The sequence below is a fragment of the Streptomyces sp. SCPE 10 genome (assembly GCF_051980735.1).
Lineage (GTDB): Bacteria > Actinomycetota > Actinomycetes > Streptomycetales > Streptomycetaceae > Streptomyces > Streptomyces misionensis.
Genome location: NZ_CP197069.1, coordinates 5,116,510 through 5,127,510, shown reverse-complemented (window position 1 = coordinate 5,127,510; position 11,001 = coordinate 5,116,510). Strand labels below are relative to the sequence as shown.

Below are 11,001 nucleotides of genomic sequence, written 5' to 3'. Positions count from 1 at the left end.
ACACCGAAGGGCCCGGTTCCGTCCAGGAACCGGGCCCTTCGGCCTGCCCGGGCTGCCGCCCGTCGCCGCCGCCCGCTACTCGTCGTCCTCGTCGTCGAGCCGGGCGAGCCAGGTGGCCAGGCGCTCCACGGGCACCTCGAAGTCGGGGTTGAGGTCCACGAAGGTGCGCAGCTGCTCGGCGAGCCACTCGAAGGTGATCTCCTCCTCGCCGCGCCGCTTCTCCAGCTCCTCGATACCGCGGTCGGTGAAGTACATGGGGGTTGCGTCTCCTGCGTCTGCGTTGTGCGTCGCCACCAGCGTATGCAATGCGCGCGCCCGCTCCCCGCGGAACAGCGCCTTGACTTCACCGGTCCACGATATATCGTGTTTCCCGTGGACGCGATATGGCGCGTCGCGACCCCGTGCGGCCGAGGAGGTCTCCCATGTCCGAGTGGTCCGTCACCGAGCCCGAGAAGCTGGCCTTCGACACCCCCGTGAGCGACCTCCAGGTCCGCGTCGTCAATGGCACGGTGAACGTCGTGGGCACGGACGAGGGCCCGGCCCGGCTGGAGGTGACCGACATCGAGGGCCCGCCCTTGGTGGTCACCCAGGACGGCGGCACCCTGACCGTGGGATACGAGGACCTGCCCTGGAAGGGCTTCCTCAAGTGGTTCGACAAGGGCTGGCGGCGCAGCGCCGTCGTCACCCTGACGGTGCCGGCGGGGACCCGGGTGGAGGTGGGCGTGGTCGGCGCCGGCGCGGTGGTCTCCGGCATCCGGGGCCGCACCGTGGTCAAGGGCGTCACCGGCGACACCACCCTGGTCGGCGTCTCGGGCCCGGTCCGCGCGGACACGGTCTCGGGAAACGTGGAGGCGCAGGCGGTCACCGGCGAACTGCGCTTCAACTCGGTCTCCGGGGACCTGACCGTGGTCGAGGGCTCGGGCCCCTGTGTGCGCGCCGACTCGGTCAGCGGTTCCATGATCGTGGACCTGGACCCGGACGGCCCTACCGATGTCCGGCTCACCAGCGTCTCCGGCGAGATCGCCATCCGGCTGCCGCACCCGGCGGACGCGGAGGTGGAGGCCAACACGGCGAGCGGCCGGATCTCCAACGCGTTCGAGGACCTGCGGGTGCGGGGCCAGTGGGGCGCCCACAAGATCACCGGCCGGCTGGGCGCGGGCACCGGCCGGCTGCGGGCCACCACGGTCTCCGGCGCGATCGCGCTGCTGCGCCGCCCGCCCCGCGAGGACGAGGAGAACACCGCCCCCAGGGAGTCCGCCCCGGCCGACGGCCCGTCCCAGGGACCCGCCGACGGCCCGACCGACGGCCCGACCGACAAGAAGGTGCTCTGACATGCCCCCCGTCTTCGCCCATGGGCGCCTGCGCCTGTACCTGCTCAAGCTGCTGGACGAGGCCCCGCGCCACGGCTACGAGGTGATCCGCCTCCTGGAGGAGCGCTTCCAGGGGCTGTACGCCCCCTCGGCGGGCACCGTCTACCCCCGCCTGGCCAAGCTGGAGGCCGAGGGCCTGGTCACCCACACCACCGAGGGCGGCCGCAAGGTGTACGCCATCACCGACGCGGGCCGCGCCGAACTGGCCGGCCGCAGCGGTGAACTGGCCGAGCTGGAGCTGGAGATCCGCGAGTCGGTGGCGGAGCTGGCCGCGGAGATCCGGGCCGACGTGCGCGGCGCGGCGGGCGAGCTGCGCCGCGAGGTGCGTGCCGCCGCCTCCGAGGCCCGCGGCGCGGACTCCGCCGGGGACGACAAGGACGCCTGGCGGGTCGCCAAGGAGGAGATGCGCCGGGTCCGCCAGGAATGGAAGGAGCAGGCCCGCCGCGCCAAGGACGAGAGCCGGCGAGCCCGGGAGGAGGCCCAGCGGGCCCGCCACCAGGCCCAGGAGGCCCAGGCCCGGGCCCGTGCCCAGGCCCAGGAGGAGATGCAGCGCATCGCCCGCCGGGTCCAGGACCACTTCGCCCGGGGCGACTGGCCGACGGGCGTCCGCGAGGGTTTGACCGAACTGGCCAGGGAGATCGGCGAGTTCAGCAAGGACTGGACGGCCCCCCGCACTCCCCCCGCCCCCGCCTGGTCCAAGGAGCCCCCGACCGACGACCCGGCCCGCGACCTGGACCGCCTGCTGGACCGCTTCCGCGACGACATCCGCGACCTGGCCCGCGACCACGGTGTGACGGCGGCCCAACTGGAGGCGGCCCGGCGGCATCTGGCGACGGCGGCGGCGGACATCACATCCGTCCTGCGCCCACCGGCCCCCTGACCGGAGCCGGCACCCGGCACGCGAAGGGCGGGCCCGGAACCGGGCCCGCCCACCGGCGCGCGAGGACTCAGGCCGTGGTCAGTACGATCTTGCCGAACTGGCCCCCGGACTCCATCCGTTCGAAGCCCTCGCGGGCCCGGTCCAGCGGCAGCACCTCGTCGATGACCGGCCGCACCCCGGTCGTGGCGCAGAAGGAGAGCAGGTCGTCCAGCTCCTCCTTGGTGCCCATCGTGGAGCCGACCACCTTCAGCTCCAGGAAGAAGATCCGGGTCAGCTCGGCGTGCGAGGGCCGGTCCCCGCTGGTGGCGCCGGAGATGACGATCGTCCCGCCGGGCCGCAGCGACTTCACCGAGTGGGACCAGGTCGCCGCGCCCACGGTCTCGATCACGGCGTCCACCCGCTGCGGCAGCCGCGCGCCGGTCTCCACGGCCTCCACCGCCCCGAGCTCCATGGCCCGCTTGCGCTTGGCCTCGTCCCGGCTGGTGGCGAACATCCTCAGCCCCGCCGCCTTGCCCAGCACGATCGCGGCCGTGGCGACGCCGCCGCCCGCGCCCTGCACCAGGACCGAGTCCCCGGGCCGTACGCCCGCGTTGGTGAAGAGCATCCGGTACGCCGTCAGCCACGCGGTCGGCAGACAGGCGGCCTCGGCGAAGGACAGTTCCTTGGGCTTGGGCAGCACGTTGAAGGTCGGTACGGCGACCTGCTCGGCGAAGGTGCCCTGGTAGCGCTCGGTCAGGATGGAGCGCGGCTCGTCCGGGCCGACGCCGTGGCCGGTCTGGCCGATGACGGAGTGCAGGACGACCTCGTTGCCGTCCGCGTCGATCCCGGCGGCGTCGCAGCCGAGGATCATCGGCAGCCGGTCCTCCGGGAGGCCGACGCCCCGCAGGGACCAGAGGTCGTGGTGGTTGAGGGAGGCGGCGCGCACATCGATGGTGCTCCAGCCGGGTCGGGCCTCGGGAGCCGGGCGCTCCCCCAACTCGAGGCCGTCGAGCGGCTGGTCGCGGTCGATTCGGGCGGCGTAGACAGCGAACATGGAGCCGACGATAGGTGCGCCGTGGCCCCGGCGGAACCGGACCGCGCTGTGACACATGCCCTCTTGCCCGCAGGGCACCTGTTCGGCACGCGAGCCGGGAAAGACGGGGCAGGCGGGAAAAGGGAGGAGGCCCCGTCCGGCCGGACGGGGCCTCCTCCCTCGGCGTCAGCGCCGGGCGACACCCTCCGCGCGCGCCGCGGCGGCCACGGCCGCCGTGACGGCGGGTGCCACCCGCTCGTCGAACGGCGAGGGAATCACATAGTCGGCGGCGAGGTCGTCGCCGACCACCGCGGCCAGCGCCTCCGCCGCCGCGATCTTCATGCCCTCGGTGATCCGGGTGGCCCGCACCTGGAGCGCGCCCGCGAAGATGCCGGGGAAGGCCAGCACGTTGTTGATCTGGTTCGGGAAGTCCGAGCGCCCGGTGGCGACGACCGCCGCGTACTTGTGCGCGACGTCGGGGTGCACCTCGGGGTTCGGGTTGGCCATCGCGAACACGAAGGCGCCCTCGGCCATGGAGGCCACGGCCTCCTCGGGCACCGTACCGCCGGAGACGCCGATGAAGACGTCCGCGCCCTTGAGCGCGTCCTCCAGCGTGCCGCTGATCCCCGCCTTGTTGGTGAAGCCGGCCACCTCGCGCTTGACCGGGGTCAGGTCCGCGCGGTCCGCGGAGACGACGCCCTTGCGGTCCGCCACGGCGACATCGCCGACGCCGGCCTCGATCAGCATCTTGGCGATGGCGACACCGGCCGCGCCGGCGCCCGAGATCACGGCGCGCAGCTGCCCGATCTCCCGGCCGCTGAGCCGCGCCGCGTTGCGCAGCGCGGCGAGCGTCACCACGGCCGTGCCGTGCTGGTCGTCGTGGAAGACCGGGATGTCGAGGCGCTCCTGGAGCCGGCGCTCGATCTCGAAGCACCGGGGTGCCGAGATGTCCTCCAGGTTCACTCCGCCGAAGGAGGGAGCGAGCCGGACGACGGTCTCCACGATCTCGTCCACGTCGGTGCAGTCGAGCGCGATCGGCACCGCGTCCACGCCGCCGAACTGCTTGAAGAGGATGGCCTTGCCCTCCATCACGGGGAGGGACGCCCGGGGACCGATGTCCCCGAGTCCGAGCACGGCCGTGCCGTCGGTGACGACGGCGACCACGGAGGACTTCCATGTGTAGTCGTTGACCAGCTCCGGCTGTTCCGCGATCGCGGTGCACACGCGCGCGACGCCGGGCGTGTACGCGAGGGAAAGGTCGTCCTTGTCGCGGACCGGCACGGTGGCCTGCACGGCCATCTTGCCGCCGCGGTGCAGCGCGAACACCGGATCGAAGGAATCGAGGGGCTCGGCCCCGCCGTCCTGGTCCGTACCGGTGTCGCTGCGAGGATTGACGATCTCCGCTGCCACTTGTTCTACCCCTTAGGTATGCATGGTTTGAGGGTCGACCACTCCTGGTGAGGGGTGGGCGGGCACCGCGCACGGCCCGATTGCGGATACGCACGGGTCATACGCGACGGGCGCGCCGCACACGCGCCCTGAGCCCCGGATGAGGGGTGTAAAGAACCTTCTTACCGGACGGACGGCGCCCACGACGAGTCCAATAGGTGCAAGGTCACATCTCGGAACCAGAAAGCCACACGGGGGTGACACGCCGCTGACGGCCGTGCCGCCAGGGGCCCGGGTACCGAGGGACTCGACGGGGCGGAAACGGATACGGAATCCGCCGGTCCGGCCGTCCGCATGATGAGAGACGCCGGAGATTTTCCGGCGGTGGGACGGGATTCGCGCAGATGGTCCGGCGTGCTGCGACGCCGCGCGACCAAGGATGTACCGACCTGTTGTGGTTCGGGGGTCACCCGTTATCCGATTTTGACATATCGGCGCCCCTGAATGGCGTAGTCCGACTGGCAAGATGCCGTAAACCCGCGAGGTCGCGCCACCCAATGGTGTGTGTTCTCGTCTACCCAGCGGCAAACTGTTCGCATACGCCGGAGGAACCAACCATGACCGCAAGCTCCACGCGTCGGACGACCGCCATGCAATCCCGGCTGGCAGCGGTCGGTGCGATCGCGGTCGCGGGCGCCCTGCTGCTCACCGGCTGCGGCGACCAGACCAAGGGCAAGGGCAACGACTCCGGGGCCGGCACCACGACCGGCGCCCCGCTCGCGAGCAAGCTCCCGCAGAGCATCCGCAGCAAGGGCCGCATCCTCGTCGGCTCGGACATCGCGTACGCCCCGGTGGAGTTCAAGGACGCCGGCGGCAAGGTCGTCGGCCTGGACCCGGACATCGCGGCCGCGCTCGGCAAGCAGCTCGGGGTGCGTCTGGAGTTCCAGAACGGCACCTTCGACGCCCTGCTCACCGGTCTGCGTTCGGGTCGCTACGACATAGCCATGTCGGCGATGACCGACAACAAGAACCGCCAGGAGGGCGTGGACCCGGACACCGGCAAGAAGGTCGGCCAGGGCGTCGACTTCGTCGACTACCTGACCGCCGGCGTCTCGATCTACACCCGCAAGGGCGACACCCAGGGCATCAACGGATGGCCGGATCTGTGCGGCAAGAAGCTCGCCGTGGAGCGCGGCACCGTCTCGGAGGACCTGGCCAAGCAGGAGGCCAAGAAGTGTCCGGGCGGCAAGAAGCTCACCATCGAGGCCTTCGACGACGACCAGCAGTCCCAGACCCGGCTGCGCTCGGGCGGCGTCGACGCGGCCTCCTCCGACTTCCCGGTGGCCGCCTACGCGGTGAAGACCTCGGGCGGCGGCAAGGACTTCCAGGTCGTCGGTGACCAGGTCGAGGCGGCGCCGTACGGCATCGCGGTCTCCAAGGACGCGACCCAGCTGCGGGACGCGCTCAAGGACGCGATGGACGCGATCATCAAGAACGGCGAGTACCAGAAGATCCTCGAGAAGTGGGGCGCCGAGGACGGCGCCGTCAAGGAATCCGTGATCAACGGCGGCAAGTGACCCGCGGCGCACCCAGCGGCCACCGAGAGGCAGCACATCCGTGACTGACATCGAGAAGACGGCCGGGGAGCAGGGCACTCCCCCGGCCGGCCATGAAGCCATCCGAGCGATACCCGTGCGGCACTACGGACGCTATGTGACCGCGGTCGTCGCCATCGCGATCCTCGTCGCGATCGTCTACGCCTTCGGCCAGGGCAAGATCAACTGGCATGCGGTACCGCAGTACTTCTTCGACCACCGGATCCTGACCGGTGTCGGCAAAACGCTTCTGCTGACCGTGCTGTCGATGCTGATCGGCATCGTGGGCGGCGTCGTCCTGGCCGTCATGCGGCTGTCGAAGAACCCGGTGACCTCGGGCATCGCCTGGTTCTACATCTGGTTCTTCCGCGGCACCCCGGTCCTGGTCCAGCTGTTCCTCTGGTTCAACCTGGGCCTGGTCTTCGAGTACATCAACCTGATGCCGCTCTACAAGGACTACTGGTCGAACTTCATGACGCCGCTGCTGACGGCGCTGCTCGGCCTGGGCCTGAACGAGGCGGCGTACATGGCCGAGATCTGCCGGGCGGGCCTGCTCGCGGTGGACGAGGGCCAGACCGAGGCCGCCCACGCGCTGGGCATGAGCCACGGCAAGACCCTGCGCCGGGTGGTCATCCCGCAGGCGATGCGGGTGATCGTGCCGCCGACCGGCAACGAGGTCATCAACATGCTGAAGACGACCTCCCTGGTGGCGGCCGTCCAGTACCCCGAGCTGTTCCGCTACGCCCAGGACATCGGCCAGAACTCCGGTGCCCCCGTGGAGATGTACTTCCTGGCCGCGGCCTGGTACCTGATCATGACCTCGGTGCTCAGCGTGGGCCAGTACTACATCGAGCGGTACTACGCCCGCGGTTCCAGCCGCAGCCTCCCGCCCACCCCGTGGCAGAAGGTCAGGGCGCATCTGACGACCTTCTCCAGCAGGAAGGTCATGGCATGAGCGACAAGCCGAGCAAGCAGGACTCCGCGGCCGCGGGCACCGCCCCGATGGTCAAGGCGGAGGGGGTCCACAAGTCGTTCGGGCACGTGGAGGTGCTCAAGGGCATCGACCTGGAGGTGCGACCGGGCGAGGTGTTCTGCCTGATCGGCCCCTCGGGCTCGGGCAAGTCCACCTTCCTGCGGTGCATCAACCACCTGGAGAAGATCAACGCCGGCCGGCTGTACGTCGACGGCGAGCTGGTCGGCTACCGCCAGCGGGGCGGCAAGCTGTACGAGCTCAAGGACAGCGAAGTCGCCATGAAGCGCCGGGACATCGGCATGGTCTTCCAGCGCTTCAACCTCTTCCCGCACATGACGGCGCTGGAGAACGTCATGGAGGCGCCGGTCCAGGTCAAGGGCGTCGCCAAGAGCGAGGCACGGGAGCGGGCCGCGCAGCTCCTGGAGCGGGTGGGCCTGGCCGACAAGGCGGGCAACTACCCCTCGCAGCTCTCCGGCGGCCAGCAGCAGCGGGTGGCGATCGCCCGGGCCCTGGCGATGGACCCCAAGCTGATGCTCTTCGACGAGCCGACCTCGGCCCTGGACCCGGAGCTGGTCGGCGACGTCCTGGACGTCATGCGCGACCTGGCCGAGTCCGGTATGACCATGGTCGTCGTCACCCACGAGATGGGCTTCGCCCGGGAGGTGGGCGACAGCCTGGTCTTCATGGACGGCGGTGTGGTGGTCGAATCCGGCCATCCGCGGGACGTACTGACCGATCCGCAGCACGAGCGGACGCAGTCGTTCCTGTCGAAGGTGCTGTAGCCAGGCGGAGGAGGGGGCGGCACGGCCCGCCCGCACCGCCCCCTCCCCATGGCTCACTTGACGGCGAGCAGCAGCGTGTCGGACGGCGAGCACCACACCGGGCGGGCCTCGCCGAAGCCCTGTTCCCGCAGCACCCGCGCGTGCCAGGCGGCGGAGGGCGTGTCGCCGTCCGCGTGCTCGCCGTAGATCTCGAAGCGGCGGGCGGTCGGCTCGGCGAGCACCGGGTCCTTGGCGGCCAGCTGCCACCAGTCGGCCCAGTCGAGGACGCCGTCCGCCTTGGCCTGTTCCATGCGGGCGTGCCGCTGGGCGCGTTCGGCCGCGTTGATCCGGGGCGTGCTCTCATCGATCATGTGGTCCGCGTTCATGAACACACCGCCGTCGCGGACGAGCCGCGCGACCTGACCGTAGAGAGCCGCGAGGGGTTCGCTGTGCAGCCAGTGCAGGGCCGTCGCGGTCAGTACGGCGTCGTACGAGTCGTACGGCAGCTTCGCGGTCCAGTCGGGGTCCTTGAGGTCGGCGGTGACGAAGGAGACCCGTCCGTCGCCCTCGAAGGTGCCGCGCGCGATGGCGAGCAGGGCCGGGTCGAGGTCGACGCCGGTGCTGGTGGCCTCGGGGAACCTGGCCAGCAGCCGGGCGGTGATGCTGCCGGTGCCACAGGCGAGGTCGAGCACGCGCGGGGCCGTGCCGACGAGGGCCTCGACCATGTCGAGCATGATCCGGAAGCGCTCCTCCCGGTCCGGCATGTACCACTCCTGCTGCCGATCCCAGCTCTCCTGCCAGGCCGCCCAGTCGGTTCCGGTACCCGTGGTCATGGAACCCGCCTTTCCCCTCGATTGGGTAATACCCTGGAAGCACGATCGGCTGTTACCTGACCGCAGGTACGACGATAGAGCGCCCCTCGTAAGGACTACAAGTGGAACTGGCCTATTACTCGGATTACGCCGTACGCCTCGTCAACAGCGAGGAGCCGGTCCGGGGCAAGGACTCCCTGACCTCGGTCGAGGCCGTGCGGGACCTCTTCGGCGACAACGCGTCCGCGGCCCGGCGCGCGACCGACGCCGACGTCACCCGCTTCCGCTCGGTGCGGGCCCGGCTGCGCTCGGTCTTCGAGGCGGCCGACGGGGGCGACGAGACGCTCGCGGTGAACCAGCTGAACTCGCTCCTGCTGGAGTTCCCGGTGAGCCCGCAGATCTCCGGCCACGACCACCGGGACGAGGACGGCCGCCCGCTGTGGCACATGCACCTGGCCGACCACCCCTCCAACGCCACCGCCGGCTACGCGGCGATCGCGGCGATGGGCCTCGCCTTCCACCTCACCGAGTACGGCGTGGACCGCCTGGGCCTGTGCCAGGCGCTCCCCTGCCGCAACGCCTACCTGGACACCTCGACCAACCGCTCCCGGCGCTACTGCTCCGACCGCTGCGCGACCCGGGCCAACGTGGCCGCCTACCGCGCCCGCAAGCGCCTGGAGGCCGACCGGTCGGTGAGCAGCGGCCGCGCGGCCGAGAACGCCCAGCGCAGCAGCGCGAGCGGCGAACGCTGACCGGGCCGAAGCGGCCGGTAGCGCAGCCACGCGCGGCCCAGGATCAGCTCCTCGGGCACGACGCCGTAGTCGGTGCTGTCCCCGCCCGCGTAGGGGTTGTCCCCGAGCACCCACCAGCCGCCCTCGCGCCGCTCCGCGGCCCGCTTGACGACCAGCAGGTCCTGCTGGAACGGGTGCCGCAGCACCACGACGTCCCCCGCCCTGACCACACCCCCGTACCGCACCAGCAGCTGGTCGCCGTGCTGGAGGGTGGGGACCATCGACGGTCCCGTCACCTCGGCCAGCCCGAACGGCGCGGCGGACCTCCCCCGCTCGCTCTCCTGCGACAGCTCCGGCATTCCCGGCACCTCCCCGGTCCGTTCCTCCACCAGTCTCAGTCTCACCCTGGACTTTTGTCCTAAGCCCTAGGGGGCACTCAGGAAAACAGCTCTCTCAGGGAGTAATGTCGCACCTGAGAAGACGATCACGAGGAAGGAATGCTCCATGCTTTCCCGCCTGTTTGCCCCCAAGGTCAAGGTCAGCGCCCACTGCGACCTGCCCTGCGGCGTGTACGACCCGGCCCAGGCCCGCATCGAGGCGGAGTCGGTCAAGGCCGTCCAGGAGAAGATGGCCGGCAACGACGACCCCCACTACCAGGCGCGTGCCACCGTCATCAAGGAGCAGCGCGCGGAGCTCGCGAAGCACCACGTCTCCGTCCTCTGGAGCGACTACTTCAAGGCCCCGCACTTCGACAAGTACCCCGAGCTGCACCAGCTGGTCAACGACACCCTGAAGGCCCTCTCGGCCGCCAAGGCGTCCACCGACCCGGCGACGGGCCAGAAGGCGCTCGACTACATCGCCCAGATCGACAAGATCTTCTGGGAGACGAAGAAGGCCTGACCTTGAGTCACGCCGCTTGACCTGCGATTCTTTGTCGCCTGGTCCACCTCCCGCACCCGGTCCGCAGGCCGCCGACAGCACGGCGGCCGCCGCGGACCGGGTGCGGTTCTTTGTCCGGCCCGGCCCCAGGAGGGTGTTCACCGGTCATGAACAGCAGCACTGGCCGCGTCCGCGAGCTCAACCTCTACCGCCGGTACTTCGACCTCGTCGCCGCGGGCGTCAAGACCGTCGAGGTCCGGGTCCGATACCCGCACCTCGCCGACCTCGCCGCGGGCGACGTCATCCGCTTCCGGGTCAAGGGCACCGAGGAGACCTGCGAGGTGACGGTCGAGCGGGTGACCGAGTACCCGGACTTCGCGTCGCTGCTCGACGGCGAGGGCCCGGCCGGCGTCAATCCGGCCGCCACCCGCGAACGGCAACTCGCCGACCTCCGGGCCATCTATCCCCCGGAGAAGGAAGCGCTGGGCGCCCTGGCGATCGAGATCAAGCGCCGAAGTGCCGTCGCCGCGCGGGCGGTTGGCGAAGCGTAGGACAAAGCCGCGGCGGGTGGGGCGTCCCGTGGTGCCGTTCACGAGGCC

The 11,001-nt window shown here is 70.7% G+C and carries 13 protein-coding genes; 8 read left to right on the top strand and 5 right to left on the bottom strand.

Annotation, left to right across the window (positions count from 1 at the left end; translation table 11 throughout):
* Positions 1 to 75 precede the first annotated feature (75 nt).
* The gene (locus tag ACSP97_RS23865; protein ID WP_028420339.1) at positions 76 to 255 is read right to left on the bottom strand and encodes a DUF6104 family protein; all 180 of its coding nucleotides are present in this window, start codon (positions 253 to 255) and stop codon (positions 76 to 78) included.
* 167 nt (positions 256 to 422) lie between these two features.
* Here ACSP97_RS23865 and ACSP97_RS23860 point away from each other — a divergent pair, with 167 nt between their 5' ends.
* Positions 423 to 1,331: a DUF4097 family beta strand repeat-containing protein gene (locus tag ACSP97_RS23860; protein ID WP_355150431.1), complete on the top strand. Its 909-nt coding sequence runs from the start codon at positions 423 to 425 to the stop codon at positions 1,329 to 1,331.
* 1 nt (position 1,332) lies between these two features.
* Entirely contained in the window at positions 1,333 to 2,250 is a 918-nt protein-coding gene (locus ACSP97_RS23855; protein ID WP_355150429.1) for a PadR family transcriptional regulator, read from the top strand.
* 67 nt (positions 2,251 to 2,317) lie between these two features.
* Here the strand turns inward: ACSP97_RS23855 and ACSP97_RS23850 are convergent, their stop codons facing one another.
* Both ACSP97_RS23850 and ACSP97_RS23845 read right to left on the bottom strand, forming a co-directional pair.
* Positions 2,318 to 3,283 (bottom strand): zinc-binding dehydrogenase, encoded by a 966-nt coding sequence (locus ACSP97_RS23850; RefSeq protein ID WP_355150427.1) that lies wholly within the window; start codon positions 3,281 to 3,283, stop codon positions 2,318 to 2,320.
* 165 nt (positions 3,284 to 3,448) lie between these two features.
* Positions 3,449 to 4,672, bottom strand: coding sequence for an NAD(P)-dependent malic enzyme (locus tag ACSP97_RS23845; RefSeq protein ID WP_355326141.1), 1,224 nt, complete (start codon positions 4,670 to 4,672; stop codon positions 3,449 to 3,451).
* A 596-nt stretch (positions 4,673 to 5,268) separates the two neighbouring features.
* On the opposite strand from ACSP97_RS23845, the gene ACSP97_RS23840 reads away from it, so the two are divergent.
* Genes ACSP97_RS23840 through ACSP97_RS23830 form a run of 3 tightly spaced genes read left to right on the top strand, consistent with a single transcriptional unit; the run spans position 5,269 to position 8,001 of the window.
* Positions 5,269 to 6,228 (top strand): ABC transporter substrate-binding protein, encoded by a 960-nt coding sequence (locus ACSP97_RS23840; RefSeq protein WP_440554173.1) that lies wholly within the window; start codon positions 5,269 to 5,271, stop codon positions 6,226 to 6,228.
* Between the two features lie 40 nt (positions 6,229 to 6,268).
* Complete coding sequence (locus ACSP97_RS23835; RefSeq protein ID WP_180329475.1) at positions 6,269 to 7,201, top strand: amino acid ABC transporter permease; 933 nt, start codon at positions 6,269 to 6,271, stop codon at positions 7,199 to 7,201.
* Entirely contained in the window at positions 7,198 to 8,001 is an 804-nt protein-coding gene (locus ACSP97_RS23830) for an amino acid ABC transporter ATP-binding protein (RefSeq protein WP_355150420.1), read from the top strand. The genes ACSP97_RS23835 and ACSP97_RS23830 overlap by 4 nt, the downstream gene beginning before the upstream one ends.
* A 53-nt stretch (positions 8,002 to 8,054) precedes the next feature.
* On the opposite strand, the gene ACSP97_RS23825 is transcribed toward ACSP97_RS23830, so the two are convergent.
* Positions 8,055 to 8,813, bottom strand: a complete 759-nt coding sequence (locus ACSP97_RS23825) for a class I SAM-dependent methyltransferase (protein WP_355150418.1) — start codon at positions 8,811 to 8,813, stop codon at positions 8,055 to 8,057.
* 101 nt (positions 8,814 to 8,914) lie between these two features.
* Between ACSP97_RS23825 and ACSP97_RS23820 the strand changes: the two genes are divergently transcribed.
* On the top strand, positions 8,915 to 9,544 hold the full coding sequence (locus ACSP97_RS23820; RefSeq protein ID WP_355150416.1) for a CGNR zinc finger domain-containing protein: 630 nt from the start codon (positions 8,915 to 8,917) through the stop codon (positions 9,542 to 9,544).
* Here the strand turns inward: ACSP97_RS23820 and sodX are convergent.
* Positions 9,448 to 9,882 (bottom strand): nickel-type superoxide dismutase maturation protease, encoded by a 435-nt coding sequence (sodX, locus tag ACSP97_RS23815; RefSeq protein WP_070026780.1) that lies wholly within the window; start codon positions 9,880 to 9,882, stop codon positions 9,448 to 9,450. The genes ACSP97_RS23820 and sodX overlap by 97 nt on opposite strands.
* Before the next feature lie 145 nt (positions 9,883 to 10,027).
* Between sodX and sodN the strand changes: the two genes are divergently transcribed.
* Together sodN and ACSP97_RS23805 are read left to right on the top strand one after the other, a co-directional pair.
* Positions 10,028 to 10,423 (top strand): superoxide dismutase, Ni, encoded by a 396-nt coding sequence (gene sodN / locus ACSP97_RS23810; RefSeq protein ID WP_440554171.1) that lies wholly within the window; start codon positions 10,028 to 10,030, stop codon positions 10,421 to 10,423.
* A gap of 146 nt (positions 10,424 to 10,569) precedes the next feature.
* Positions 10,570 to 10,953 carry an ASCH domain-containing protein gene (locus tag ACSP97_RS23805; protein ID WP_440554169.1) on the top strand — a complete coding sequence of 128 codons (384 nt, stop codon included), beginning with the start codon at positions 10,570 to 10,572 and terminating at the stop codon, positions 10,951 to 10,953.
* Positions 10,954 to 11,001 lie beyond the last annotated feature (48 nt).